At 63.8% G+C, this 25,812-nt stretch carries 24 protein-coding genes and 1 pseudogene; 15 read left to right on the forward strand and 10 right to left on the reverse strand.

Annotated features, from left to right (window positions below; translation table 11 throughout):
- Together L610_RS20935 and L610_RS20940 are read right to left on the reverse strand one after the other, a co-directional pair.
- A partial coding sequence (locus L610_RS20935) for a porin (protein WP_371713077.1) occupies positions 1–560 on the reverse strand: 560 nt, incomplete at its 3' end.
- Positions 561–573: 13 nt separating this feature from the next.
- Positions 574–1,062: pseudogene (locus L610_RS20940) on the reverse strand (porin); the annotation flags it as partial.
- Positions 1,063–1,171: 109 nt separating this feature from the next.
- On the opposite strand from L610_RS20940, the gene L610_RS19495 reads away from it, so the two are divergent.
- The 3 genes from L610_RS19495 (at position 1,172) to L610_RS19505 (ending at position 2,608) form a co-directional block, all read left to right on the forward strand.
- Complete coding sequence (locus tag L610_RS19495) at positions 1,172–1,708, forward strand: hypothetical protein (protein ID WP_144707016.1); 537 nt, start codon at positions 1,172–1,174, stop codon at positions 1,706–1,708.
- Positions 1,709–1,772: 64 nt separating this feature from the next.
- A complete protein-coding gene (locus tag L610_RS19500; RefSeq protein ID WP_144707018.1) occupies positions 1,773–2,117 on the forward strand; it encodes a hypothetical protein in 345 nt (114 codons plus the stop codon).
- A 26-nt stretch (positions 2,118–2,143) separates the two neighbouring features.
- The gene (locus L610_RS19505; RefSeq protein WP_144707020.1) at positions 2,144–2,608 is read left to right on the forward strand and encodes a hypothetical protein; all 465 of its coding nucleotides are present in this window, start codon (positions 2,144–2,146) and stop codon (positions 2,606–2,608) included.
- Positions 2,609–2,663: 55 nt separating this feature from the next.
- Here the strand turns inward: L610_RS19505 and L610_RS19510 are convergent, their stop codons facing one another.
- A complete protein-coding gene (locus L610_RS19510; RefSeq protein WP_210246030.1) occupies positions 2,664–4,046 on the reverse strand; it encodes an aminomethyltransferase family protein in 1,383 nt (460 codons plus the stop codon).
- A 108-nt stretch (positions 4,047–4,154) separates the two neighbouring features.
- Here L610_RS19510 and L610_RS19515 point away from each other — a divergent pair, with 108 nt between their 5' ends.
- Positions 4,155–5,090, forward strand: a complete 936-nt coding sequence (locus L610_RS19515) for a LysR family transcriptional regulator (RefSeq protein ID WP_144707022.1) — start codon at positions 4,155–4,157, stop codon at positions 5,088–5,090.
- Positions 5,091–5,136: 46 nt separating this feature from the next.
- Here the strand turns inward: L610_RS19515 and L610_RS19520 are convergent, their stop codons facing one another.
- A complete protein-coding gene (locus L610_RS19520) occupies positions 5,137–6,060 on the reverse strand; it encodes a LysR family transcriptional regulator (RefSeq protein ID WP_144707024.1) in 924 nt (307 codons plus the stop codon).
- Positions 6,061–6,185: 125 nt separating this feature from the next.
- Between L610_RS19520 and L610_RS19525 the strand changes: the two genes are divergently transcribed.
- Positions 6,186–8,078 carry a bifunctional sugar phosphate isomerase/epimerase/4-hydroxyphenylpyruvate dioxygenase family protein gene (locus L610_RS19525; RefSeq protein ID WP_144707026.1) on the forward strand — a complete coding sequence of 631 codons (1,893 nt, stop codon included), beginning with the start codon at positions 6,186–6,188 and terminating at the stop codon, positions 8,076–8,078.
- 38 nt (positions 8,079–8,116) lie between these two features.
- Here the strand turns inward: L610_RS19525 and L610_RS19530 are convergent, their stop codons facing one another.
- A complete protein-coding gene (locus L610_RS19530; protein ID WP_144707078.1) occupies positions 8,117–9,103 on the reverse strand; it encodes a Gfo/Idh/MocA family protein in 987 nt (328 codons plus the stop codon).
- A 400-nt stretch (positions 9,104–9,503) separates the two neighbouring features.
- On the opposite strand from L610_RS19530, the gene L610_RS19535 reads away from it, so the two are divergent.
- From L610_RS19535 to L610_RS19555, 5 genes are all read left to right on the forward strand, one after another.
- Positions 9,504–10,520 (forward strand): ABC transporter ATP-binding protein, encoded by a 1,017-nt coding sequence (locus L610_RS19535; RefSeq protein WP_024846521.1) that lies wholly within the window; start codon positions 9,504–9,506, stop codon positions 10,518–10,520.
- The gene (locus tag L610_RS19540) at positions 10,517–11,578 is read left to right on the forward strand and encodes an ABC transporter ATP-binding protein (RefSeq protein WP_024846520.1); all 1,062 of its coding nucleotides are present in this window, start codon (positions 10,517–10,519) and stop codon (positions 11,576–11,578) included. Before L610_RS19535 ends, L610_RS19540 begins: the two co-directional genes overlap by 4 nt.
- A gap of 47 nt (positions 11,579–11,625) precedes the next feature.
- Positions 11,626–13,194, forward strand: coding sequence for an ABC transporter substrate-binding protein (locus L610_RS19545; RefSeq protein WP_144707028.1), 1,569 nt, complete (start codon positions 11,626–11,628; stop codon positions 13,192–13,194).
- Positions 13,195–13,315: 121 nt separating this feature from the next.
- Positions 13,316–14,272: an ABC transporter permease gene (locus L610_RS19550; protein ID WP_348601357.1), complete on the forward strand. Its 957-nt coding sequence runs from the start codon at positions 13,316–13,318 to the stop codon at positions 14,270–14,272.
- The gene (locus L610_RS19555) at positions 14,269–15,180 is read left to right on the forward strand and encodes an ABC transporter permease (protein ID WP_024846517.1); all 912 of its coding nucleotides are present in this window, start codon (positions 14,269–14,271) and stop codon (positions 15,178–15,180) included. The genes L610_RS19550 and L610_RS19555 overlap by 4 nt, the downstream gene beginning before the upstream one ends.
- Positions 15,181–15,774: 594 nt before the next feature.
- On the opposite strand, the gene L610_RS19560 is transcribed toward L610_RS19555, so the two are convergent.
- Positions 15,775–17,358 carry an ABC transporter substrate-binding protein gene (locus L610_RS19560; RefSeq protein WP_144707030.1) on the reverse strand — a complete coding sequence of 528 codons (1,584 nt, stop codon included), beginning with the start codon at positions 17,356–17,358 and terminating at the stop codon, positions 15,775–15,777.
- A 254-nt stretch (positions 17,359–17,612) separates the two neighbouring features.
- Between L610_RS19560 and L610_RS19565 the strand changes: the two genes are divergently transcribed.
- The 5 genes from L610_RS19565 to L610_RS19585 all read left to right on the forward strand — a co-directional run bounded on the left by L610_RS19565 (position 17,613) and on the right by L610_RS19585 (position 22,330).
- Entirely contained in the window at positions 17,613–19,238 is a 1,626-nt protein-coding gene (locus L610_RS19565; RefSeq protein ID WP_024846515.1) for a GMC family oxidoreductase, read from the forward strand.
- A 62-nt stretch (positions 19,239–19,300) separates the two neighbouring features.
- Positions 19,301–20,356, forward strand: a complete 1,056-nt coding sequence (locus L610_RS19570; RefSeq protein ID WP_024846514.1) for an amidohydrolase family protein — start codon at positions 19,301–19,303, stop codon at positions 20,354–20,356.
- A gap of 2 nt (positions 20,357–20,358) precedes the next feature.
- Positions 20,359–21,462: an amidohydrolase family protein gene (locus L610_RS19575; RefSeq protein WP_024846513.1), complete on the forward strand. Its 1,104-nt coding sequence runs from the start codon at positions 20,359–20,361 to the stop codon at positions 21,460–21,462.
- Complete coding sequence (locus L610_RS19580; RefSeq protein WP_024846512.1) at positions 21,459–21,917, forward strand: Rieske (2Fe-2S) protein; 459 nt, start codon at positions 21,459–21,461, stop codon at positions 21,915–21,917. Before L610_RS19575 ends, L610_RS19580 begins: the two co-directional genes overlap by 4 nt.
- 212 nt (positions 21,918–22,129) lie before the next feature.
- A complete protein-coding gene (locus L610_RS19585) occupies positions 22,130–22,330 on the forward strand; it encodes a hypothetical protein (RefSeq protein WP_034329087.1) in 201 nt (66 codons plus the stop codon).
- A gap of 61 nt (positions 22,331–22,391) precedes the next feature.
- Here the strand turns inward: L610_RS19585 and rpsU are convergent, their stop codons facing one another.
- The 4 genes from rpsU to L610_RS19605 form a co-directional block, all read right to left on the reverse strand.
- Positions 22,392–22,658 (reverse strand): 30S ribosomal protein S21, encoded by a 267-nt coding sequence (rpsU, locus tag L610_RS19590; protein WP_024846510.1) that lies wholly within the window; start codon positions 22,656–22,658, stop codon positions 22,392–22,394.
- A 205-nt stretch (positions 22,659–22,863) separates the two neighbouring features.
- Entirely contained in the window at positions 22,864–23,397 is a 534-nt protein-coding gene (locus L610_RS19595) for a DUF934 domain-containing protein (RefSeq protein WP_024846509.1), read from the reverse strand.
- The gene (locus L610_RS19600; RefSeq protein WP_024846508.1) at positions 23,394–24,149 is read right to left on the reverse strand and encodes a phosphoadenylyl-sulfate reductase; all 756 of its coding nucleotides are present in this window, start codon (positions 24,147–24,149) and stop codon (positions 23,394–23,396) included. The genes L610_RS19595 and L610_RS19600 overlap by 4 nt, the downstream gene beginning before the upstream one ends.
- Entirely contained in the window at positions 24,124–25,794 is a 1,671-nt protein-coding gene (locus tag L610_RS19605; protein ID WP_144707032.1) for a nitrite/sulfite reductase, read from the reverse strand. Before L610_RS19605 ends, L610_RS19600 begins: the two co-directional genes overlap by 26 nt.
- Between the last annotated feature and the right edge of the window lie 18 nt (positions 25,795–25,812).

The raw sequence follows: 25,812 nt of genomic DNA on the forward strand, positions 1-25,812 counted from the left end.
GCGAGAAGCCGCTGGTGCGCACGATCTTGCCGTCGCCATCGACCATGTAGTCGGTGACGAAAGGCGAATCCCCGAGATAGGACATGGCGCCATCGTAGCAGGCGCCCCTCATGGCGCAGGATGACCGGATTGAACTCGACGCCGGCCGATGCCGCCCAGGCGATCGTCGACCTCAGCGGCCCGCAGCATTCGGTGACGCGGTCGTCGCTGAGCTGCTGGACGGCAACGCTCACCTGCGCGTTGCCCCATCTGTTGTCGTCCACCCGCGCCGCAACAACGAGGTCCGGCAGGTTTTGGGTCCCGCGCAGCGCCCAGACGCCGTCATCCACCCGCCGCTCATTGTTGTCTTCAAGGGAGACTGTGACGGATGCCTTTTCGCTGAGGCTGTGCGTATAGGCAGCCAGATTGGTGGTTCGGTCCGACGCGTAGCCTTCCGTGAAATTGTAGCCGGTGGAGTAGTCGAAGAACGATTTCCGCCGCCCGACGGTGAAGCCACCTGCTGCAATGAATGCCTGGTCCAGGTGAAGGATGGATGTGTCGGATGAGTGGGCGCCTTTCAGGCTCGCTGAAGGTCAACAGCGGCCCGAGATCAGTCATGGACGCTGTCGTAAAGGTGAGAACCGACTCGGTTGTCTGCTTTGCAGGCCGGGGTCTTGGTTCCACGGTATCGTAGACCACCATCGGCGCATCCACGAGATAAGAAGTCTCAGCATAGAGATCTTTTCGGGCGTGGTTCACTTCATGCCATGCCGTGATCTGCCCGCCAATCCGCAGGCAAGTATCCGTTCCCGGAATTAGGAAGAAACCGCTGCCGACACCAGTACAGGCCAGTACCGCTTGGTTCTCATGATGGCCGGGATCCGCATCAGCAGCAATTGCTGGAAATGCCGCGAGATAACCGGACGAGGAAATGAACAAGGATAAGGCAAAGAAAGCAGTCCGGTTTCTCATTAATATTGTCGCCTGTGTTTTTGTAAGTGATGCATGCGGAATGCGTGCGACACTACCGTTTTGGAGCAGATAGAATTTAGATAAAAATGCGCACTTTAAGGTTAAAAACATGTAAAGCGCCGGCGTTCGCGATAAGTATTGATAAGTATTAAGCGGAGATTAATTTTAGGACGTCTGCTCCGTGGTGGGGGAGGCTAGTAAAACAGTGGGGGTTACTAATATGCGGAAAACAATCGCAATCGCCGCGTTCGCCGTTGCTGCAATGGGGACGTCAGCCTGGGCTCAGTCCAACACGGCGATCGTTATCGATTACGGCACAAACAACAAGGTGCACGGAACCCAGACGGGTTCCAAGAATACGGCCGACCTCGTCCAGCTTGGCTCTGGCGGCAGGGCGTCGATTGAGCAGACGGGAGCCCGGAATGACGCATTCGTCTACCAGGGTGGCGATCGCAATAAGGCTGCGGCCACCCAAAGCGGAACAAAAAGTTTCAACACCAGCACTGCCGTTCAGACGGGGAATTTTAACAAGGCTAGTACGACCCAGAGCGGAACTCTTAGCAACAACACGAGCATTGTCTGGCAGGAGGGATTTAAGAATTCCGCCAGCTCGTCACAGAGTGGCCTTGCAAACGTTGCTGGCGCGTTCCAGGGGGGTACGTTTGGAAACGTGAAGCTGGAGCAGAAGGGCCTTTTCAATACGAAAGGCATCATCGTGGGTGGCTACGGCAACGATTACTCTTACAGGCAACGCTAAGCATCAACCTGATGGCCTTGCGGCCGTTATCTGTCGCAAGGCCTCATCGAACGAGGCCTAAGAAATGAAAAAGGTACTCTACCCAGCCGCGCTGGTCGGGTTGGTGTTCGCTGTCCCGTCTGCTTTCGCCGGCGATGGATCTACGTTCAGGCAGAACGGGCTCGTGAACGTGCAGGCTGTCGTCCTGCGGCCTGGCGAAGCAAATCGCAACGTGACGATCACGCAGGGCGGCTATGCCAATGCCGCTGCCGTGGTCGCTATCGGAGGGAATGGAAAGTATACGATCACCCAGGCCGGGCAGCAGAACAACACGGTGTCGGCACTTCTGGGCTCGAAGCAGACGCTCAATATCAACCAGTCGTTCAGCCCCGCCGGCTGGGCATCTTTAGCAGGCATGGGGCGGCGATAGCCGCCTCTTCTTCCGAGGGGATATCGATGAAGCGCAATTTCACGCTGGCCTTGCTTGCCGGCGTCCTGCTTGGAGGCGGGGCTTCTCCGGCCGCCGCAGGCGACGTCGATGTGATACGCCGCACGCAGAGCGGGCTGCTGAACATCTTCTACGCCGAGCAGGCGGCGTCGACCAACATTCTCGAACTCAACCAGTTCGGTCGCCGGAACATCGCAAAGGCCCGCCAGCGTGGCGAAGAAAATTCTGCGTCGATCCTCCAGGTCGGCCTGATGAACGAAGCCGATCTTGACCAGTCGGGAGGTGTCAGCACCGCGCGCATACGCCAGATTGGCGAGGTGAACGAGACACAGCTGATGCAAACCGGACGGATCTCCCGCAGCGTGGTCGTTCACGAGGGCGTCGAAAATCTCCTCACGAGCTATATCAACGGAAATCTCAACCTGCTCATGATCGAGCAGACCGCAAAGAAGCGCGGATTCTTCAGCAGGTAACAAAAAGGGCCGCGGATTTCTCCGTGGCCCTTCTTCGTTCGGCTTGCCCGGAACGTCAGATGCCCGCGTTCGAGCGGTATTCCGTGCGGGCCTTGGAAACCAGCGGAGCCGGCTGGACGGTCGCGCGGATCTTCACCTGCACGTGGTCCTCGACCTGCAGCTTGGACGACGGCTTGTCCTCGCCCCAGACGAGGGTGACTTCCGTGCCCGGCGTTGCAAAAGCCTTGTCGATGACGCCGAGCGAGAGCATGGCGCGCTCGTTGGCCGAGTAGCCGGTCCAGGTCGACAGGCCGACGACCTTGCCGTCAACTTCGATACGGTCGAAGTGGAAGGTGTCGTAGAGCGACATCGGCAGGTTGATGAACTTGGCACCGACGCCCGGCTTGAACATCGAGGCGTAGGCTGCGCCGACGTCGTCGCCGTTCCAAACGAAGGTGACCTTTTCACGCGCCTTGTCGCGGCCCTCGGCAACCATCTTCTCCAGCGCCTCGCGGCCGATGAAGTCATGGTCGAAGGCCACGATGCGGCCGTAGTCGAGGTCGTACGGGGTGAAGTAGTAGTCCTCGATGTTTTCCGAGTAGAAGCTGCCGCCGAGCGGAGCGGTCGTCTCGTAAGCCTTCTCGTCGAGCCACTCGCGATAGGCCTTCATCTTCTCGCCGGTGTAGATCGCCGGCAGCGGACGCGGCAGCCAGCCGGATTCGAGCGCGTTGGTGTGGTAGGCGCGCGCGCCGACCTGCACCATGCCATGCTTTTCGCCGGCCTCGAGGATGGCAGAGTGCACCGCCTCGCGGTCTTCCCACGGGCCCCAGATCTCGAAGCCCGGCTCGCCCGCCATGCCGTGGCGCAGCGCGCGCACAACCTTGCCAGCGATGTTGAAGCGGGTCATGTAGAAGAACTTCAGCTTCGGCGGCTCTTCGCCGGTCACCTCGCGGATGATGTCCATCGCGCCCGGACCCTGGATCTGGTAGCGATAGTTGACCGGGTCGCCCTGGCGAACGGCCGAGCTGTCGTCGCGCCAGACGCGCACGTTGTAGCCGCCGGTTTCGGCGTGGAAGTGCATCCAGTTGATCGACGTCGGAATGCCGACGGCCTGGAACTCGTCCTCCTCGAGGTGGAACAGGATGTTGTCGCCGATGACGTAGCCGTCATGGTTCACGGCCACAAACTGCTTGGCCATGTCGACAGGGAAATGGGCGACGGTGTTGACCGCGAGATCGCTGATCAGCTTCATCGCGTCCGGCCCCTTGATGTTGAGGTCGGCCATGTGGTGGCACTGATCGTAGAGAACAGCGGTGCGGCGCCAGGCCAGCTGCTCGTCGCGCCAGTTGCGGTATTCCTGCGCCACGCGAGGAACGACTGACGGCGGCTGCTGCGATTCCCAAAGCAGCTTCACCGGATTGCCGGCCTTGGCAATCGCCTCCTCCAGATTCTTGACCATGATCTTCCTCCCGGAATGTCTCCAAACACGCCGGCAGTTTCCATCACGATAGTTATTATGTAAAACATGTTTTGAAGACGACACACCCAAGGAAAACCGGGGAGGCAAATGATCCCGTTCACGATCCGCCAGCTGGAATATTTCGACGCCGTGGCGAGCGAGGGATCGCTGGCTGCCGCGGCAGCGCGCTGCCATGTCAGCGCCTCGGCGCTTGCCCTCGCCCTCGACGAGCTTGAGCACCATCTGGGTGTCCAGCTGTTCGTACGGCGCAAGGGCAAGGGCGTGATCCTGACGCAGGCCGGCTCGCGGCTGCTCTCCCATGCGCGGCTGGTGTTGTCGGGTGTGGATGCGCTCGCGGCAGATGCGGGTCAGAGCGCACAGAGCCTGTCGGGACGCTTCGCGATCGGCTGCTTTTCCTCGCTCGCGCCCTTCTTCCTGCCGGGCATCATGGAGGATTTCCAGAAGATGCATCCGGACCTCGTTCTGGAAATCGAGGAGGCGGATGCGCCGCGGCTCGACGACATGCTGCTGCAGGGCCGCATTGATGTGGCGCTGCTCTACAGCGTCGACGTATCGACCCAGCTTGCCTTCGATCCGCTGCACGAGTTCCGGCCCTATGTGATGGTTGCCGAACACCATCCGCTTGCGCAAAGGGGCGGCGTAAGCCTGAGCGAGCTCGTGGRCGAGCCGCTGATCCTGTTCGACCGCAATCCAACCCGGCGCAACACCGAAAACATCTTTGCTGCGCTCGGGCTGAAGCCGCGCGTCGGGCACACGACAACGAATTTCGAGCTGACGCGTTGCCTCGTCGGCCGCGGCCTCGGCTACGGCCTCTTGTTTCAGCGCCCGGCCGGTGCAATCACCTATGACGGCCACCGCGTCGTCATTCTGGAGATCGAGGACGATGTGCCGGGCACGGTTATCGGCCTGGCGCGTCCGGCAGGCGCGCCGCGCACCGCGCGCTACGCCGCGCTGCTTGACTATCTTCTCGCGGATTCCGCGCGGAAGAACCCGAAGTTGCAAAAGCGCCGGCTCAGAGCCTGACGCGGCCCTCGCTGCCATCATGGAGCATGGGCCCTCTGGTCAGTCGTCAGGCCGGCGTTTCGAGATCCTGCCGCGCAGTGGTTTTCAGCAGTTCCTGCCGGAAGCGGGCGATCGCGAATTCGGCAAAGGAGGAAAGCTGCCGCCCTTTGCGCGAGACGACATAGGCCGAGATGTTTGCTGCCTCCGCGAGCGGGCGGCGGGTGATGCCCGGCATGTAGACCTCAGCGACGGAAAACTCGTCGATGACGGCAACGCCGAGCCCATGGCGCACGAAGCTCACCACCGTTTGCGCGAAGCGGCCGCGCATGGCATAGGTCGGCTTCAGCCCCTCCTGCGCGAAAGGCCGTGCCAGCGTTGCGCCATATGGGTCGCCGGCGTCGACGCCGACCAGATCCTCCTTCGCGAGGTCATGCACCGAGATCACCTTCTTTTCGGCGAGCGGGTGGTTGTCCGGCACGATGGCGACCAGCCGGCCGTCGGCCAGCTTGACGTTCTCAAGCGCCGGGTTCTCCAGCGCCGAGCTCATGATGACGAACTCGCCGCGCTCGAGCAGCAGATAGTCGGTCGTCTCCTCGATCTTGAGGATGTTCATGTCGATGTAGAGGTCGGGGAAGCGCTTGCGGATGTGGCGCGCCGCTCGCGCGGCGATGAACTGGGCGATCGACGGCGCGCAGGCGAAGGTCAGCCGCACGTCGCCGCCCTTGCGCAGCGACGCGACCGCCGTGTTGAGGTTGTCCATCTGCCGGTGCACTTGATGCACCATTTCGAAGATCGGGGTTGCCTCGGGCGAGGGGACGAACAGCCCCGCCTTGCGCTCGAACAGGCGAATGCCGAGGAGGTCTTCCGTGTGCCGCACGAGGCGCGAGATGCCCGGCGCCGAAACATTCAGCAACCGTGCCGCCCCCTGGATCGTTCCCGCCAGCATGACTGCGCGGATGACTTCGACCTGTCGAAGCGTAAGCTCGCTCATTGCCGTTCCCGAAAGATGAACCGACTCCGCCCTTAACATCATGTTACGCGGAAGGTCAGAACGATATTTGCCGTTACGCGAGGCGCCGGGCAATATCGGCTGTAAGGGATTTTCGGGGGGAAGCGATGAAGACGTCGATCGCCACCGTTTCTATCAGCGGAGATTTCCGCGAGAAGCTGGCCGCCATTGCCGCTGCCGGCTTCGACGGTATTGAGATTTTCGAGAACGATTTTCTGGCCTTTGACGGCTCGCCGCGCGAGGTTGCGCAGATGGCGGCTGACGAGGGGCTAGCGATTACGCTCTACCAGCCGTTCCGCGATTTTGAGGGCCTGCCCGAGCCGCAGCGCTCGCGCGCCTTCGACCGCGCCGAGCGCAAGTTCGACGTGATGGGCGAACTCGGTACCGATCTGATGCTGGTCTGCTCGTCCGTGTCGCCGATCTCGCTCGGCGGCATCGACCGCGCCGCAGGCGATTTTCGTGAGCTTGGCGAGCGGGCGGCAAAGCGGGGCATCCGCATCGGCTATGAGGCGCTCGCCTGGGGCCGCCATGTCAGTGACCACCGCGATGCATGGGAGATCGTGCGCCGGGCCGACCATCCCAACATCGGCCTGATCCTCGACTCCTTCCACACGCTCGCGCGCAAGATCGACCCGAACACGATCCGCTCGATCCCGAAGGACAAGATCTTCTTCGTCCAGCTCGCCGATGCGCCGGCGATCGACATGGACCTGCTCTACTGGAGCCGCCACTACCGCAACATGCCGGGGGAGGGCGATCTGGCGGTGGCCGAGTTCATGCGCGCCGTCACTGCCACGGGCTATGACGGCTACATCTCGCTCGAAATCTTCAATGACCAGTTCCGCGGCGGCTCGCCGCGCGCGGTCGCCGATGACGGGCATCGCTCGCTGGTCTGGCTGATGGACCAGGTGCGCCGTGAGGAACCTGCTCTGAAGGTCGACCTGCCGCCGATGCCGGCGCCGGTCGGCGTCGAAGGCGTTGCCTTCATCGAGTTCGCCGCCGACGAGGCGGGCGCGAAGTCGATCGCGCAGCTGCTGACGTCGCTGGGCTTCGCCCATGTCGGCCGCCATGTCTCCAAGGCGGTCGACCACTGGCGCCAGGGCGACATCAACATCCTCGTCAACATTGAGCAAAAGGGCTTTGCCCACTCCTCGTTCCTCGTCCACGGCACCTCGGTTTATGCCCTTTGCCTCAAGGTCGAGGACGCACATGCCGCCGCCGAGCGCGCCTGCGCGCTGGGTGCAGAGCGCTTCGAGCAGGAAGTGCCGCCCGGCGAGCTGCGCATTCCCGCAATCCGCGGCGTCGGCGGCAGCGTCATCTATTTCCTCGACGACAGCGAGCAGCTGTCCCGCATCTGGGACGTCGACTTCCGCCCGGTCCAGGGCACGCCGGCAAATCCCGGCGCCGGCCTCAACCGCGTCGACCATGTCGGTCAGACGATGGAGCAGGGCGACATGCTGTCGTGGCTGCTGTTCTACACCTCGATCTTCCGTACCCGGAAGACGCCGATGGTCGACGTCATCGATCCGGCAGGCGTCGTGCGCAGCCAGGTGATCGAGAGCGAGGACGGCGCCTTCCGTCTCACCCTCAACGGCGCCGAGAACCGCCGCACGCTCGCCGGCCGCTTCATCTCCGAGAGCTTCGGTTCCAGCGTTCAGCATCTCGCTTTCGCGACCGACGACATCTTCGCCACCGCCGCCGCACTCCGTAAGGCAGGCTTTTCCCCGCTGACCCTGTCGCGCAATTACTATGACGACGTTGAAGCCCGCTTCGGCCTCGACCCCGAGCTTGCCGACCGCATCCGCGCCGAAAACATCCTCTATGACCGTGACGAGCACGGCGAGTATTTCCAGCTCTACGCGCCGACTTGGGGTGAGGGACTGATCTTCGAGATCATCGAACGGCGCGGCGGATATGCCGGCTACGGCGCGCCGAACGCACCGTTCCGCATTGCCGCGCAAAAGCGGCACCTGCGCCCGAAAGGCATGCCGACGAAGTAGCAGAGGGAAGGGCGGCGGAGTTTGCCCCGCCGCTTGCGCTAGACGGCCTCCGGCTTGCCGCTCTCGCCTGAGCGGAAGATCGCGTCGATGACCTTCTGGTTACGCACCGACTCCTCGAGCGGGAAGATCCTGCCGCTACGTCCGCGCACCGCCTCGACGAACGCCTCTGCCTCAAGCCGATACTGATTGATGTTGGGGAAGCGGAAACTCGTGCCGCCGCTGTGGTTCTGGTTGTAGAGCACGATCTTCTGGTCGCCGTAGACCCCGGCGTTAAACGGCGACTCCACCTCGATGAAGCCCTTGTCGCCGTGGAACACCATCGACTGGCGCGCTGCCATCTGCGTCGCGACATAGAAGGAAAGGTCGAAGCCGTCGAACTCGGCGCTGACGGTCGAATAGATGTCGGTGCCGAAGGTGGGGTCGCGCTCGACTTTCGCGTTCACCCGCACCGGCTCCTTCTCCGTCACGAAGCGCGTCGTGACGACCGGATATACGCCGATGTCCGGCAGTGCCCCGCCGCCGAGCCCCGGCCGGTTGCGCATGTTGTTCGGGTCGACATTGTGATAGCTGAACGCGCCTTGCACATGCCGTAGCCGCCCGATTTCACCGGCAGAGACCAGCTCGCGCACCTTGTGCCACTGCGGGTGGTGTACCACCATGTAGGCCTCGCTGACGATGACGCCGCTGCGGTCGCGTGCGTCGATCACGCGGGCGATGTCCTCTGCCTTCAATGCCAGCGGCTTTTCCACCAGCACATGCTTGCCGGCATTGGCTGCCTTCACGGCCCACTCGACGTGGTGGGAGGTGGGAAGCGGAATGTAGACGCCGTCGATCTCCGCGCTCTCCAGCATCTCCTCATAGCTGCCGAAGGAGAGCGGCGCGCCGACACTGTCGGCGAGCTCCCGCGCCCGCGCTTCATCGCGGCTGGCGATCGCATGCACGTTGCCATTCGCGGAGGTCTGGATCGCCGGGATGACGAACTCGCGCGCGATCTTGGCCGTCGACAGGATGCCCCATCTAAATATGTTCATCATCTTCTCCTCCCCTCAGCTTTTTCTCGCTTCCCGAACCTTAGCCGATCACGCGGAAGGTTTGCAGATGGCCGTTCGTCGACGCTTTAAGGACGGTGGCGAACACGGCATAAATGCCCGTCCTGTATACGAAATTCGGTTCCGGCTGCATTCTCTCCGGTCGCGGCAGCCTGTGCGGCCATTCCAATGGGCGGAACCGTGAGGTTTTTGCTGGAAGGCCAAGAATGCCCTTCCCCCTCACGCATGGGTATTGTATACATGAACTAGTTATCGGGAGGAGCGGAGACTGATGCCTCGGCGCAGCCATGCTGCAGCCGGGCTTCAGTACCCCGAAACAGGATAGCCACCTGCATCACGGCGTGAGTTGCAGGCAGCATGGAGGAACGGACGCCGGATGAATCAGCTCGCCGGGGCCACGACGAATGGCCAGGAATCGCTTCTGGACATCCAGAATCTCACTTTGTCCCTGCGCGACCAGAACGGCTGGGTAGAAGTTCTTAACAATGTAAGTTTTTCGGTGAAGCCGAGGGAGATCCTCGGCGTCGTCGGTGAGAGTGGCTGCGGCAAGTCCATGACCGCGCTGTCGATCCTGCGCCTGTTGCCGCCGCGCGATTCGCGTCTCGGCGGGCGGATCATGTTCAACGGTCAGAACCTCGTCGACAACACCGAGTCGCAGATGTCCCGCGTGCGCGGCCGGCACATCTCGATGATCTTTCAGGAGCCGATGAGCGCGCTCGATCCGGTGTTCACCGTCGGCCACCAGATCGAGGAAACGCTGATGCGCCACTTCCGCATCAGCAAGAAGGAGGCGCGCGAGCGTGCGGTGGCTGCGCTGGATTCGGTGGGCATTGCCTCGCCGCGGCACGTCGCTGACCGCTATCCGATGAGCCTGTCGGGCGGCATGCGCCAGCGCGTGATGATCGCGATGGCGCTGGTTTGCGAGCCGCAGCTTCTCATCGCCGATGAGCCGACCACAGCGCTGGACGTCACCATTCAGGCGCAGATCATGGACCTGCTGCTCGATCTCGCCGACCGCACCGGCACCGCGATCATGTTCATCACCCACAATCTTGGCCTCGTTGCCCAGAGCTGCCACCGCATGATCACGATGTATGCGGGCCAGGTCGTCGAAAGCGGCAATGTCCGCGAGGTGATCGCCAATCCGCGCCATCCCTATACGGCGGGCCTTCTGTCCTCGATTCCCGACAGCCGCCGCGCGCGCGGGACGCTGCCGTCGATCCCGGGCCGTGTGCCGTCCCTGCGGGCGATGCCACAGGGCTGCCGCTTCGGCCCGCGCTGCAGCCATGCAGTTCCGGCCTGCGAGCAGCCGCAGCGCATCGAACTCGCCGGCCACCGCGAGGTGCGGTGCCATCGTTGGGAAGAACTGCAACTTGAGAGGGTCGGCGCATGACTTCTGCCCTGACCAGCACCCGTCCTGCCGTCACTGTCGATGGCGTGAGCGTCACCTTCGGAAATGCGAAGCGCGGCACTGCGGTCCGCGCCGTCGATGGCGTCAGCTTCAATGTCGAGAAGGGCGAGATCTTTGGCGTCATCGGCGAGTCCGGTTCGGGCAAGTCGACCCTCGGCCGCGCGATGGTCTGCCTGCTCACCCCGAGCGGCGGCACCATCCTGCATGACGACGTCAACCCGTTCACCCTGACGCGCCGCGAGCTCAACCGACATCGCCGCAAGTACCAAATCGTCTCGCAGGACCCGAACGCGGCGTTTGATCCGCGCATGACCATCCTGCAGAGCGTGATGGAACCGCTCAACATCGCGGGTGAGGGCACCCGGGCCGAGCGCCGTGCCCGCGCCTTTGCGATGCTCGATCGCGTCGCGCTGTCGCCGGAGCTTGCCAACCGCTACCCGCACGAGCTGTCGGGCGGCCAGAAGCAGCGCGCCAACATCGCCCGCGCCCTGATGCTCGAGCCGAACGTCATCGTCTGCGACGAGGTGGTCGCCGCGCTCGACGTGTCGATCCAGGCCGACATGCTCAACCTGTTCGACAGGCTGCAGAAAGAACTTGGCCTGACCTACGTCTTCATCAGCCACGACCTGCGCGTCGTCTCGCACATCAGCGACCGCGTCGCGGTGATGTATTTCGGCAAGATCGTCGAGTTCGGCCCCGCCCGCGAAGTGATCGAGACGCCGCTTCATCCCTACACCGAGGCGCTGCGTTCCGCCGAGCCGGAGATCACTGCGCTGGGCGAGGCGCGCAAGCGCATCATCCTGCAGGGCGAAATCCCGAGCGCGATCAATCCGCCGAGCGGCTGCCGTTTCCACACGCGCTGCCCGCGCATGCGCGACATCTGCCGCGCGCAGGAACCCGAACAGCGCGAACTGCTGCCTGGTCGGCATGTGGCCTGCCACTTTGCAGAGGAGATGCTGCGCGAGAGCGCGGCGGAGCATGTTGGTCTTACGGATCGGTCGGTTGTCGCGACTACCACCGCGCCGGGGGTGCTGACCTGACGGCCACGGGGAGATGGCCGGTATTTCTGATGGAGGAGAAGAAAGACGTGACGACCAATTTCTACGGCAGACTGCCGAATCTAACCCGACGCAGCCTGATGGCTGGCACCGCCGCTCTCGGCGGTACGCTTCTTGTGCCGGCAATGGCCCGCGCACAGGCGCCGCAGCCGCGCACCGGCGGCACGCTCCGCGTGGTGATGCCCTACAATCCGGCGTCGCTGGATCCGATCGCGGGCCGCAACAACCCGGACTTCAACGCCCTGTTGATGCTCTACGACGCGCTGATCTCCTTCGATCCGAAGACGCTTGAGCTTCAACCGATGCTGGCGACGTCGTGGGAGTTTGCCGACCCGACCACGCTCGTCGTCAAGCTGCGCGAGGGTGTCGAGTTCCACGACGGCGAGCCGTTCAACGCGGACGCTGTGGTGTTCCACATCGACCGTTGCCGCAACTATGAAAAGTCCAACGTCAAGTCGGACCTGACCGTCGTCGAGAAGTGCGAGGCAACCGGCCCGTACGAAGTCACCTTCAAGCTCAAGTTCCCGGATGCATCGCTCCCGGCAACGCTTGCCGACCGCGCTGGCTGCATCGTCTCGCCGGCATCCGTCAAGGCTGCTGAGGGTGGCAATGTCGACCGCAACCCGGTCGGCACCGGCCCGTTCAAGTTCGTCGAGTGGCAGGACAACACTCTCATCAAGCTCGTTCGCAACACCAACTACTGGGGTGATGCGCCGTACCTCGATGCGATCGAAGCGCGCATCATCAACGAGCACAACACCGCCGTCCGTGCCGTGACCGCGGGCGAGGCCGACATCGCCCTCAACATGAGCGCGCAGCAGATGGCCGTGGCGAAGCGCGACCCGAACGTCGTCGCCGAAGCCACCCCCTCGATGATCTACTACTCGGCCTTCCTCAACTACGGCGAAGGCAGCCCGCTGGCAGACGTGCGCGTGCGCCAGGCGATGAACTGGGCGCTCGACCGGCCGGTGCTTAACCAGGTGCTGTGGGGCGGCCTCGGCGGCGGCAACTGCTCGATGTTCCCGTCGGGCTTCTGGGCCAACGATCCCGAGACCGAGAACTACTACACGCTCGACGTCGACCGTGCGAAGTCGCTGCTCAAGGAAGCCGGATTTGCGAACGGCATCGAGATCGAGACCCACACCTGGGCCGACCAGGCTGCCGTCCAGCGCCAGGAGGTGGTTAGCGCACAGCTCGCCGAGGCTGGAATCCGCCTCAAGGTGACGCCGTCCCAGCCGGCGCAGGCGATGCAGTTCTTCCTCAACGAGAAGAAGGGGCACATGCTGCTGTCGCCGACCGGTGGCAACCCGGATCCGGCAACCGCCTACGACCGCCACTTCGCGGCAACGGCCTACCGCAACGCGGCCAAGCTCGAACTGCCCGGCTACCGTGAACTCGCGGATGCCTCGCTGAACACGTTCGACTTCGCCGCGCGCCAGCAGGTTCTCTACAAGATGCAGCGTTTCGTCCTCGAAAACGCGCTGCACCTGCCGCAGTTCACCTCGGCCGGCATCATCGTGCGTTCGCCGAAGGTGCACAACTTCGACTTCAGCCTTCTGCAGCGTCCACGCTTCCACAAGGTCTGGCTCGAGGCATAAGCCGACCAGCCATCACGATTCGGGGCGGGCAGTTCTGCCCGTCCCGTCTCCACCGGGGACATCCCGGTGCCAGAGCCGCCGGGTGAACCGGCGCGAAACTGCCGATCGACGGAGCAGGATGATGTACGGCATTCCCGGGATGGTCGCACGAAGGCTGGTTCAGCTCGTGCCCGTCATGATCGTGGCCACATTCGTGGTCTTTTCCCTTGTCTACCTGATGCCCGGCGACCCGGCGGTGACGATCGCCGGCGACTACGCCACCGAAGAACGCGTAGAGGAAATCCGCCGCATCTACGGCTTCGACCGGCCGATGCTGGTGCAGTACTTCGCCTGGCTGGGCAATGTCGTGATCGGTGATCTCGGCCGCTCGCTGTTCTCCAACGAGTCGGTTCTCACCCTCATCCTCGCGCGCCTGCCGCACACGATCCTGCTCGTCGTCTACGCGCTCATCGTCGGTGCCGTCATCGGCATTCCGCTTGGCATTCTTGCCGCCACCCGCCAGGGCACGACCCTCGACAAGATCATCACCAGCGTCGCCTCGCTGGGCGTCGCCGTTCCGAACTTCTGGCTCGGCATTCTGCTCGTCACCCTGTTCTCGCTGAACTACCGCTGGTTCCCGGCAACCGGCGCGACTTCCTTCTTCGAGGAGCCCGCCAAGGCGCTCTACTTCGCGACCCTCCCGGCAATTGCGCTGTCCACCGGCGTTGTCGCCGTGCTTGCCCGCCAGGTGCGCAGCGCCCTTCTCGAAGTGCTGGGCTCGCAATATATCCGCACCCTGCGCGCCAAGGGCCTGAGCTCCGGCTCGATCCTCTGGAAGCACGGCCTGCGCAACGTCGCCGCCACTATGCTCACCATCGCCGGCCTGCAGGTGAACCGCCTGTTCTCCAGCGCCGTCATCGTCGAAGCTGTGTTCGCGATTCCCGGCGTCGGCAACCTGATCAGCTATTCCGCGCTCAACAAGGATTTCCCTGTCGTCCAGGGCGTCGCGCTGGTTCTGGTGCTGGTCGTGATCTTCACCAACCTCATCGTGGACGTCCTCAACGCGATCTTTGACCCCCGAGTGGCGGCTTCGACATGACCGATATCTCCATGAACACCGTGACCACGCCGAACCCTGCCACCGCTGCCGCATCCGGCATCCCGCCGCCCACGCGCTTCAGCCTGTGGCGCTGGCTCTGGTCGGACAAGCGCGCGCTCGTCAGCCTCGCCTATATCGTCCTGCTGGTCGCGGCGGCGGTGCTGGCGCCGGTCATCGCGCCTTACGAGCCCAACCAGCAGAACCTGATGGACATGCTGGCGCCGCCGAGCGCCGAGCATTGGCTCGGCACCGATGACCTTGGCCGCGATACGCTGAGCCGCCTGATGCACGGCTCCTACAACGCGCTTTATGCCGCCGGGCTGGCCGTCGGCATCGGCGTCCTGATTGGCGTGCCAATGGGTGTCTTCATTGGTTTCGTTGGTGGCTGGGTCGACGAGGTCGGCAGCCGCATCATCGACGGCGTGCTCGCCTTCCCGCCGATCGTGCTGGCCGTTGCCGTCACCGGCGCGCTGGGCATCGGCCTGACGAATGCGATGATCGCGGTGGGTTTCGCCTTTGCGCCGGTGCTTGCCCGCACCATGCGCGCGCAGACCTTGGTGGTGAAGAACGCACTCTATGTCGAGGCCGCGGTCGGCTTTGGCGCCTCCCGTCTCCACCTCATCGTCCGTCACATCATCCCGAACGCGATCCAGCCGGTCATCGTCGAGATCACGCTGATGCTGGCGGTGGCGCTCCTCGCCGAGGCGGGCCTGAGCTTCCTCTCGCTCGGCGTCCAGCCGCCGGAATCGAGCTGGGGCGGCATGCTTGCCCGCGCCTACCATTATGTCGAGGTCGCGCCCGAGCAGATGTATGCCCCGGGCTTCGCGATCCTCTTCACGGCGCTTGCCTTCAACACGCTCGGCGAGTCGATCCGCGTGCTGCTTGATCCGACGGTCAAGAAGAACTGAGGCGTCGGGCAGACACCATCGCCGCGCGGGCGCAGACGTTCAGGCATGGATCGTCGGCTCAAGGCCGACGATGACGAGACGGAAATGTCGAAATGACCTGAATGACGTCTCAGCTCCGCAGCGGCAGAAACGTCACGTCGAGCCTGGCAGCATTTCAGCCTACGGGGCCCGCAGCGTCGCGCGTCCATCTCAACTTCGTCATCCTCGGGCCTGACCCGAGGATCGATGCCTGAACCGAAAAGGTGAATGGGCATAACCGCGGGCACTGCCCCCGGATCCTCCCCCGCAACGCGGGGGAGGGGAACCATGCGAAGCATGGTGGAGGGGGCTCATGGAGCGGCAACGCTCGCGATCTTCGCTCCGGCAAGAACCGTCCACGGGCAAGGACCAGAGGCGCGCCTGCGATCTTCCGCTCTGTGTCGCCCGCCCACCGACCGACCCGAGCTTCGCCAGCGCCGAAACAAACCCCGGTCCGACACGAAAAAGCCCGGCTTCATCGCCGGGCTCCTCTCTTCTGCCAATCAAGCTTCGTGCAGAACGCGGCGGACGTCTCAGAAACCTGCCACGTCCGCCCGTCTCATCAGGGCAGTGCCCTCACGCGTCCTGCTTCAGCCACACGCGGTGGAAGCGCGGCGAATGCAGGCGGTCGTAGCGGAAGTCCTGCACCTTCTTGTTGCGCACCGACATAGCCGAGGACGTGTAGAGCGGCACGTGCAGCGCCTGCTCGACGACGAACTTCTGCAGCGCCGCGAAGGCCTCCGCACGTTCATCCGGGTCGGCCGACTTCGCAGTCGCGTCCAGCAGCTCGCGGAACTTCGGGTCTTCCGTCTTGCCCGCGTTGAACTGGCCCTTGGCACCGAACAGGCGGTCGTAGGTCTGGCTCGGATCAAGCCAGCCGCCCTGCGGGTTGAGGATCAGCGAGCCCTTGCCTTCCATGTAGAAGTGCTGGTTCACCACCTGCGGCGGCGACGGGGTGATCTTGAGGCGGATGCCCGCCTGCTCGAGCTGGTTGCCGATGAGCTCGATGCGCTGGATCGACGTCTGGTCCGGCCAGCTCCAGGCCTCGATCTCGACGCCGTTCGGATGGCCGGCTTCAGCGAGCAGCGCCTTCGCCTTCTCCGGGTCGTGCTGGTAGTAGTGCGCGGTGTCCTTGTCGACGGCCCAGAAGTCCGACGGGAACATGGTCGATGTGGGCTCGCCGAGGCCGAGCATCAGCACCGTGTTCAGTTCCTCGCGGTTGATCGCATAGTTCATCGCCTGGCGCACGCGCACGTCGTCGAGCGGCGGCTTGGAGAAGTTGAGCATCAGCGTGAAGAAGATCATCGAGGGCTTCGCCTCGGCGACCAGCTCCTCGTTGCGCCGCGCGGTCGCGATCTGCTGAGCCGCCAGATTGAGGGCAAGGTCGGTTTCGCCCGCGCTCACCGTGCGCGCGCCCGTGTTGAGCTCGTTGATGATGCGGAAGTCGATGCCGTCGAGATAGGGCAGGCCCGCCTGCCAGTATTTCGGGTTCTTCTCGACGCGGATCAGGTCGTTGTCGCGCCACTCGACGAACTTGAACGGACCGGTGCCGACCGGATTGCGGTCGACATTGCCGTCTGCCGCCGCCTTGATCGACGCGGGCGAAACGATGCAGCCCGCCCGACCAGTCAGGATCGTCGGCAGCGAATAGTTCTCCTGCTTCAGGCGGATCGTCACCTGGTGCGTGCCGGTCGCCTCGATGCTCTCGACCGAGGCAAGGTCGGACTGCACGTTGGAGCGCGGGTCGCTCATCGAGCGTTCGAGGTTGAACTTCACGGCCTCCGCGTCGAACGGCGTGCCGTCGTGGAACTCCACGCCCTCGACGAGGTTCAGCACCAGCGTCTTGCTGTCGGTGAAGTTCCAGTCCTTCGCCAGCATCGGCTCGAGTTCGAGCGTGTCGGGGTCATAGCCGATCAGCGCGTCGAACAGCGCGTAGAGCGCGTTGAAGTCGGGAATGTTGCGGCCGGTAATCGGGTCGAGCGCAGCCGGATTGTAGGGCATCGCAATGCGCAGGGTGCCGCCCGAAGTTGGCGTGCCCTGCGCGAAGCCGCTTGTCGGCAGCATCATCGATGCACCGAGCGCTGCACCTGCCCCAAGCAGTGCGCGGCGATTAATCGTGAAATGAGAAGAGGACGCCGATGCGTCCCGTGTGTCGCTCATCTATTGAACCTCCCAGATAAGCTTTTGGCTCAGCGGGACGCTCGCCCAGTCTCCCCCCGGGCGCGGCATCCTGCCATCCCTGAACGTATAACAAGGACGTTCCAATGTATACATTATTACGTTAAGTTGTTTGCGCGAGCTTTCCGCCGAGGGGCCTGCTGTGCGATGATCTTCGCGCTGGCCAGGGAGGCGGAACCGGCGGTCCTGCTTGGAGGAGCAGGCTGTGCGGTCAGGCTGGCGGAGGAGGAAATTGCATGAGCGTGTTCGATCGCTCCCGACCCTTTACCTACATCATCGTCGGCGGTGGCACGGCTGGTTGTGTACTGGCCAATCGGCTGTCGGCTGATCCATCCAACGACGTGCTGCTGATCGAAGGCGGCGGCGAGGGCCGCGGCTTCTACGTCGACATGCCGATGGGCCTGGCCTACATGATCGGCCGCCCGCGCTACGACTGGTGCTACAAGAGCGAACCGGAGCCCTACTGCAACGGCCGCTCCTTCGCTCTCCCGCGCGGCAGGATGCTTGGCGGCAGCTCCGCCATCAATGGGCTGATCTACGTGCGCGGACACGCCTACGACTACGACCAGTGGGCGCAGCTGGGGAACCGCGGCTGGTCATGGGAAAGCGTGCTGCCATACTTCCGGCGCTCCGAAGCCTTCCACCGGCCGGCGGAGGCGCATGGCAGCGATGGCGAATGGGCGGTGTCCGACCCCAATGTGCGTTGGGAGGCGCTGCAGGCCTATCGCCAGGCGGCGATCGACCTCGGCATCCCGGCCAATGACGACTACAATGACGGCGACAACGAGGGTGTTGCCTGGTTCGTGGCCACCATCCGCAACGGCCGCCGCCATTCGACGGCGCGCGCCTTTCTCGATCCGGTGCGCAACCGCCGCAATCTCGAAGTGGTCACCGGCGCGCTTGTGGACCGGATCAGCTTCGACGGCAGCCGAGCAAAGGGCGTCGTCTTCCGGCTTGGCGACAGGCAGGTGGAAGTCTCGGCCTCGGTCGAGATTATCCTCGCCGCTGGCGCCTACGGCACGCCGGCGATCCTCGAGCGCTCGGGCGTTGGCGATCCGAGGGTGCTCTCCTCTGCCGGCATCGAGACCCGGCACGAGCTGCCGGGCGTTGGCGAAAACCTTCAGGACCACTGGCACATCCGCGTCCAGCACCGGCTGAAGAACACCAGGACGCTCAACAGCCACGTCAGCTCGCGCTTCGGCAAGATGATGCTCGGCGCGCGCTACCTTGCGACCCGCACCGGCCCGCTCAGCGGCTCGCCCACCCTGCTCGGCGTGTTTGCCAAGACCGATCCGCATGCGCCGGCGCCCGACATCCAGATCCACGTCTCGGGCGCGACCTCGCCCAGCTTCGGTGGCACGCCGCACGATTTCCCGGGCATCACCTCGTCGGTCTGCATCCTGCGGCCAGAGAGCCGCGGCTACTGCCACATCGGCAGCACCAACCCGGCGGAGCAGCCGCGCATCCTGCACAATTATCTGCGCGAGGAGTCTGAGCTCGACATCGCGGTCCGCTCGGTCGAGCTGGTGCGCAAGATCGCAAACGGCGCGGCGATGGCGCGCTTCGAGCCGCAGGAAATCCAGCCGACGGCAGCCGTGCAGTCGCGTGACGAGCTAATCGCCTATGCCCGCGAGAGCGTCTACACGACCTTCCACCCGGTCGGCACCTGCAAGATGGGCCGCGACCGCATGGCCGTCGTTGATGACCGCCTGCGGGTCCACGGGCTCTCGGGCCTGCGCATTGCCGACGCATCGGTGATGCCGACGATCGTCTCCGGCAACACCCAGGCGGCAACCGTCATGATCGCCGAGAAGGCGTCCGAATTCGTCCGTGAGGATGCGATTGAGGTGCAGGCCGCGTGACGCGAAGCCCCCAGCCTGCGCAAGTGTTTTAGTTGTTAAGCATAGGTGAGATGCATACAAAGATGGCCAAGTTTGACACCACCGGGGCGATCGACTGCGACGTCCATCCTCCGTCACCGCGCCGGGCCGACCTGCTGCCGTACCTGGACGATTACTGGAAGGAGATCGTCACGACCCGTGAGGTGGACGTCCTCGAGATGAACTCGTTCCCCGAGCGCACGCTGCCCTACATGCGCCCGGACTGGAAGGTGAACGGCGGCGACCCGCTCGAGGCGATGCAGAAGAACCTGCTCGATCCGCTCAAGCTGGATCTTGCTATCCTCAACGTGGTGTCGGGCGCGCATGCGCTGTTCGATCCGTATCTTTCCGCCGCCATCTGCCGCGCGACCAATGACTGGCTGATCGACAAGTGGCTGAACCGCGACTCGCGCCTGCGCGCTTCGATGCTGGTTCCGTTCCAGAACGTCGAGGCTGCGGTCGAGGAAATCGAGCGCCTCGCCGACGACAAGCGCTTCGTGCAGATCCTGACCCTGTCGGCGACCGAACTGCCGCTAGGCCGGCGCATCTACTGGCCGATCTATGAGGCGGCGGAGAAGCACGGGCTGCAGCTCGGCATCCACGCCGGATCCAACTACCGCAACGCGCCGAGCCACAGCGGCTTCCACTCTTTCCTGATCGAGGACCACCTCGCGCACACGCAGGGCTTTGCGACGCAGATCGCCAGCCTGATCTCGGAAGGTGTCTTCACCAAATATCCGCAGCTCAAGGCGGTTGCGATCGAGTCCGGCGTGACCTGGGTGCCGCCGCTAATGTGGCGCATGTCCAAGGACTGGCGCGGCGCGCGCATCGAGGTGCCATGGGTCAAGGACGCCCCGGCCGACATCATCCGCCGCCATGTGCGCATGACCACGCAGCCGTTCGACCTGCCGGATGACCCGGCCGAGGTGCCGAAGGCGCTCGATCACCTGCTGAGCGACGAGATGCTGCTGTTCTCGTCGGACTACCCGCACTGGAACTTCGAGGGCCTGGATGTATTGCCGGAAGGCATTCCGGATGCGACGCTGGCAAAGCTGCTGCGCGACAACATCCTCGCCGCCTATCCGAGACTTGGAGGCTGACCATGGAATCGTCCGTACTTGAGCGCACCGAAGACAAGGCGGAAACGCTGGGCGTCGTGGACTGTGACGTCCACCCGGCCTTCAGCCGTCCCGACCAGCTCAGCGACTACCTGCCGGAGCGCTGGAAGCAGCATGTGCGAGACTACGCGATCCGCAGCGCCAATCCGCTGCTGGGCACGCTGCCCTATCCGCGCCTGACGCCGGGCAACGGCATGCGCCGTGACTCCTGGCCGCCGGCGGGCGGTCCTCCGGCTTCCGACCTCGATTTCCTGCGCGAGCAGCTGCTCGAGCAGTGCAATATCGAGATCGGCATCCTGCAGCCGCTCGCTGCGGGCAGTGTCGCCTTCAACATGGAGCTGGGTGCAGCCCTCTGCAGCGCCCTGAACGACTGGCAGATCGACAAGTTCGCCGGTCCCGAGCCGCGGCTGCGTGCATCGATCTGCATCCCGCAGGAGGATGCGAAGGAAGCCGTCGCCGAGATCGACAAGCGCGTCACCGACCGCCGTTTCGTGCAGATCGCGATGCCGCCGCGCACCATCGAGCCGGCCGGGCGCAAGCGCTACTGGCCGATCTACGAGGCTGCCGAGCACTACGGCCTGCCGATCGGCCTGCACACCAGCGCGTTCGGCTATCGCCCGAACACGCCGTCTGGCTGGACTTCGTTTTATCTCGAGGAGCACTTCGCTGCCTCGAACAGCCTGCAGACGGTCATGTCCAGCATGATTCTGGAAGGGGTGTTCGAGCAGTTCCCGAAGCTGAAGATCGTTCTCGTCGAGGGCGGCTTCTCGTGGCTGCCGTCGCTGTTCTGGCGCATGGACCGCGAGTGGAAGCGCATGCGCAGCGAAGTCCCGCATGTGAAGCGCAAGCCGTCGGAATATGCGGCCGAGAACTTCTGGTACACGACCCAGCCGATCGAGGAGCCGGAGAAGAACACGCACCTTCTTGACATCCTGCGCTGGATCGGCCCGGACCGGCTGATGTTCTCGACCGACTACCCGCACTGGGACTTTGACGATCCGCGCTATGCCTTCAAGGTCCCGCTGACGCCGGCCGAGAAGAACGCGATCTTCCGTGACAACGCGATGAAGCTGTTCCGACTGCAATGACGAGCGCACAGGCAGAAGTAAAGGCGCGTCCGAAGCGCGAAGCATCGCGCCATGTGGTCGCCCGCGTCGATGAAATTGCCGAGGGCAAGTCGAAACTCGTCAACGTCGAGGGTCGCGCCATCGCGATCTTCAACGTCAAGGGCGAGTATCTGGCGATCGCCAACCGTTGCCCGCATGAGGGCGCGGATCTGTGCCGCGGCAGCGTCGTTCCGCTGATCGAATCCGATACGCCGGGCGTGGTGCGCCTATCGCGCCACGGCGAGCTGGTGCGCTGCCCGTGGCACGGCTGGGAGTTCGACCTTCGCACCGGAAAATCCTGGTGCGATCCGTCGCGCACGCGCGTGAAAAGTTATGACGTGAAGGTGGAGCGCGGTGCGGCACTGGTTGAGGGGCCGTATCAGACCGAGGTCTACAAGATTTCGGTCGAAGACGAGTATCTGGTGCTGGAACTTTAGCCGCGTTCCGGCGTTGGTGATGCAGCCGGGTCTGGCAACGGGCCCGGCTTTTTCACGCCTCTGATGCACACACCAGAGGGCAGCCCCAAAGCCGGTCTCGGGCACTTAAGTAAAATTTTACCTTATCTGCTGTCTCATGAAGCTGAACGCAAGGTAACCGGAACAATTCAACCGGCTGGGACTTTTCGCATTGCAACTACGGAATGGAAAACATGAACCATACGAAGGCAATGACCAGCGGCAAAGGGGGGTTGCCTGAGATGATCCGTAAGGAGCTTGGCGCGGATACGAACCGCCGCTTTCTTGCAAAGTATCAGGATTTCAGGCCAATCACCGAGACGTCAGAGAAGTTCTGCAATCTTCTCAAGCGGCTTGATCTCGCCGAGACCGCTACGCGCAAATCCCGCGATTGACATCGACAGGCGATGGCTGACCGGGTGCGGGTGAACGCGTCCGGTCGCCACGTTTGAAACATTATGCCGCGCTGGCAGCCGACGGGCGAGCCGGACGGGCAGGGCCCTTGCGCTTGGGAGCCGGCAGGAGGCCTTCGCGCTGTGCCTGCTTGCGGGCGAGCTTACGCGCACGGCGCACGGCTTCCGCCTTTTCGCGAACGCGCTTTTCCGACGGCTTTTCATAGGAGCGGCGCGCCTTCATCTCGCGGAAGACGCCTTCGCGCTGCAGCTTCTTCTTCAGAGCGCGCAGCGCCTGGTCGACATTGTTGTCACGTACGATGACCTGCAAAATCAAATCCTACAGTTACGGGTTCGCCCGGCATGTACATCTGACATGGAGGACATGGATTGGATCGCAATCGGCGATCCGGCGGTATGACGCTCGTCACGAATTCAGGGAAGGGATCGGAAAGTGGTCCGGACCCGACAGCGTCTTGGATGAGATGGATATAAACCCGCTGGCCGCGGATGCAACCCTTGGACGGCGAAAAGCCTCAGGCAAGCGCCTTCCGTCGCCAGGAAAATCCCGTTGCGGCAGCCTCGGCGCGCGCTGCCGGTTGGTAACGCTGGGCAATCCCGCCAACCCGGCCTTCCTCCAGCCGCTTCAACGCCGTCTCGTTGCTGACCTCGAACTCGGAAAAGCCGGTGCGCAGCATCAGCGGGATCTGGTCGATGAGGACCTCGCCTGAGGCGCGGATCGCGCCCTTGTAGCCGTGCCGCGTGCGCAGGAGCTGTGCCTTCGAATAGCTGCGCCCGTCGTTGAAGGCCGGGAAGCCGAGCGAAACGAGCGGCAGGGTGGCAAGGAACGGCACAATCGCCGCGATCTGCTCGCCAGGCTCGAGATGAACGCCGAGCCGCGCTGCATTTTCCGTCCGTGTCGTCTCGTCGAGCGCAAGGAACGCTGCGAGCGGCAGGATCACGCCGAGATTGCCGGCAAGCGCCTGCGCATCCTCCGCGCGGATCCACTGGTCGTCGCGAAATCCTTCCTCGGTCCAGAGGCGGATTGCGGGCGCGTCTGTTTCGCTCATCGGGTCGTTTCCTGAAGGTCTTTTGTGGCGAGCGAGCGGTTCAGCCCGCCAAGATGGATGCCGCATTCGGTTTTGGCCTGCCCGGCCCAGCGGCCTGAGCGCGGGTCTTCCCCCGCTCTGGTCGGCTGGGTGCAGGGAAAGCAGCCGATCGAGAAATAGCCGAATGCAACCAGCGGATTCGGGCGCAGTTCATGCTGTTCCATGTAGGCGACCAGCATGTCTGCGTTCCACCCGGCCAGCGGGTTGACGCGCACCCGCGGCTCGACCGTCTCGAACACGGGCATCGCCGCGCGCGTTCCCGCCTGGAAGCGCTTGCGGCCTGTGAACCAGGCACGATAGGGCGCGACGCCCCGCGCCATCGGCTCGACCTTGCGGATCGCGCAGCAGCCCTCGACGTCGTTTTTATGCAGGTCGCCCGTTCGGTCAGCGCTGGCGAGCGCCGCTTCTTCCGGAGAGACGATTACGAGGTTGGTAAGCCCGAGATCGGCGATCAGATCGTCGCGGTAGCGCAGCGTTTCCTCGAAATGCTTTCCGGTATCGAGAAAGACGACCGGCAGGTTGCGGTCAATTGCGGAAATCATGTGCAGCAGGACGGCCGAATCCGCGCCGAACGAGGACACAACCGCCACCTCGTCCGCGCCGAATTCTTCGAGCGTCGCCGCAATGATTGTCTGCGGTTCGGCAGTGCCAAACCGTTCGTTCAGGGCAGCAGCGCGGGTCGCCGCGTCAGGCTGCCCTGGCTTCGGCGCCATAGAGGGCCTCCTTGAACGGCTGGGGCCCGAGCCGGCGATAGGCCTGCAGGAAGGTCTCGGACGGGTCCTGCCGCCAGGCAAGATAGGTCTCGACGATCGTTTCGATCGCCGGCCCGATCTCCTCGGCGCTGAAGCCGCGGCCGACGATCTCGCCGATCGAGGTGTTTTCGTCCGCCGAGCCCCCGAGCGTCACCTGATAGAGCTCGGAGCCCTTCTTCTCGACGCCAAGGATGCCGATGTGGCCGACATGGTGATGGCCGCAGGCGTTGATGCAGCCCGAGATCTTCACCCTCAGCTCACCAATGTTCTCCTGCCGCTCCAGCGAGGCGAAGCGTTGGGAAAGATCCTGCGCGACCGAAATCGAACGCGCGGTGGCAAGCGCGCAGTAGTCGAGGCCGGGGCAGGAAATGATGTCGGTGATGAGACCGGCATTCGGCGTCTCCAGCCCGAACTCGACCAGCCGGTCATATACGGCCTTGAGGTCAGCGCGCGCCACATGGGGCAGGATCAGGTTCTGCTCGTGACTGACGCGGATCTCGTCGAAGGCGTAGCGCTCCGCCAGTTCCGCAACCGCGTCCATCTGCTCGGCGGTGGCGTCGCCCGGCGCCTCCCCGGTGCCCTTGAGCGAGATGGTGACGGCGGCATAATCCGGGTTGCGATGGGTGGTGACGTTGCGCTTCAGCCAGGCCGCCAAGCTGCGGCTGTCGGCCTGCGCCTCGCGCAGCGCCGCATCGCCTTCCGGCCGCGCTGGCAGGGCAGGGGGAGCAAAGTAGGCCTGGATGGCGCGGATGTCGTCTTCCGGCAGTGTCAGTTCGCCATCCTTCAGCGCCTCGAACTCCTGTTCGATCCAGCCGGTCAGCTGCTCTGTGCCGGTCTCGTGGACGAGGATCTTGATGCGCGCCTTGTACTTGTTGTCGCGGCGGCCGTGCAGGTTGTAGACGCGCAGGATCGCCGTCACATAGGCAAGCAGGTCCTTCTCCGGCAGGAAGTCGCGGATCTTCTTGGCGATCATCGGTGTGCGGCCCTGACCGCCGCCGACATAGACCGCAAAGCCGAGTTCACCCGCGTCGTTGCGCTTCAGGTGCAGGCCGATGTCGTGCGTCTGGATCGCTGCGCGGTCGCGCGCAGCGCCCGTCACCGCGATCTTGAACTTGCGCGGCAGGTAGGAAAATTCGGGATGCACCGAAGACCACTGCCGCAGGATCTCGGCATAGGGGCGCGGGTCGGCGACCTCATCGGCCGCCGCGCCGGCGAAGTGATCGGCCGTCACGTTGCGGATGCAGTTGCCGGACGTCTGCAGCGCGTGCATCTCGACCGTCGCCAGCTCATCCAGGATCGCTGGTATGTCCGACAGCGCCGGCCAGTTGAACTGGATGTTCTGGCGCGTGGTAAAATGGCCGTAGCCCTTGTCGTRGGBGCGCGCAATGTGCGCCAGCATCCGCAGCTGCCGGCTGTTCAGCGTCCCGTAGGGGATCGCGACGCGCAGCATATAGGCGTGGAGCTGGAGATAGACGCCGTTCATCAGCCGCAGCGGCTTGAACTGGTCTTCCGTAATCTCGCCCGCCAGCCGGCGCTCGACCTGGTCGCGGAACTCGGCGACGCGCGCCCTTACGAAATCGTGGTCGAACTCATCATACCGGTACATGCGGGCGGTTCCCTGAAC

Source organism: Aminobacter sp. J44 (assembly GCF_007829415.1).
Classification (GTDB): Bacteria; Pseudomonadota; Alphaproteobacteria; order Rhizobiales; family Rhizobiaceae; genus Aerobium.

Coding starts and splice junctions, on each gene's coding strand:
- L610_RS19570 (WP_024846514.1), top strand. CDS start 19,301: ATGGCCAAGTTTGACACCACCGGGGCGATCGACTGCGACGTCCATCCT.
- L610_RS19505 (WP_144707020.1), top strand. CDS start 2,144: ATGAAGCGCAATTTCACGCTGGCCTTGCTTGCCGGCGTCCTGCTTGGA.
- L610_RS19495 (WP_144707016.1), top strand. CDS start 1,172: ATGCGGAAAACAATCGCAATCGCCGCGTTCGCCGTTGCTGCAATGGGG.
- L610_RS19600 (WP_024846508.1), bottom strand. CDS start 24,149: ATGGCGCCGAAGCCAGGGCAGCCTGACGCGGCGACCCGCGCTGCTGCC.
- L610_RS19540 (WP_024846520.1), top strand. CDS start 10,517: ATGACTTCTGCCCTGACCAGCACCCGTCCTGCCGTCACTGTCGATGGC.
- L610_RS19580 (WP_024846512.1), top strand. CDS start 21,459: ATGACGAGCGCACAGGCAGAAGTAAAGGCGCGTCCGAAGCGCGAAGCA.
- L610_RS19510 (WP_210246030.1), bottom strand. CDS start 4,046: ATGGTCAAGAATCTGGAGGAGGCGATTGCCAAGGCCGGCAATCCGGTG.
- L610_RS19525 (WP_144707026.1), top strand. CDS start 6,186: ATGAAGACGTCGATCGCCACCGTTTCTATCAGCGGAGATTTCCGCGAG.
- L610_RS19500 (WP_144707018.1), top strand. CDS start 1,773: ATGAAAAAGGTACTCTACCCAGCCGCGCTGGTCGGGTTGGTGTTCGCT.
- L610_RS19585 (WP_034329087.1), top strand. CDS start 22,130: ATGAACCATACGAAGGCAATGACCAGCGGCAAAGGGGGGTTGCCTGAG.
- L610_RS19555 (WP_024846517.1), top strand. CDS start 14,269: ATGACCGATATCTCCATGAACACCGTGACCACGCCGAACCCTGCCACC.
- L610_RS19535 (WP_024846521.1), top strand. CDS start 9,504: ATGAATCAGCTCGCCGGGGCCACGACGAATGGCCAGGAATCGCTTCTG.
- L610_RS19560 (WP_144707030.1), bottom strand. CDS start 17,358: ATGAGCGACACACGGGACGCATCGGCGTCCTCTTCTCATTTCACGATT.
- L610_RS19595 (WP_024846509.1), bottom strand. CDS start 23,397: ATGAGCGAAACAGACGCGCCCGCAATCCGCCTCTGGACCGAGGAAGGA.
- L610_RS19550 (WP_348601357.1), top strand. CDS start 13,316: ATGTACGGCATTCCCGGGATGGTCGCACGAAGGCTGGTTCAGCTCGTG.
- L610_RS19520 (WP_144707024.1), bottom strand. CDS start 6,060: ATGAGCGAGCTTACGCTTCGACAGGTCGAAGTCATCCGCGCAGTCATG.
- L610_RS19565 (WP_024846515.1), top strand. CDS start 17,613: ATGAGCGTGTTCGATCGCTCCCGACCCTTTACCTACATCATCGTCGGC.
- L610_RS19575 (WP_024846513.1), top strand. CDS start 20,359: ATGGAATCGTCCGTACTTGAGCGCACCGAAGACAAGGCGGAAACGCTG.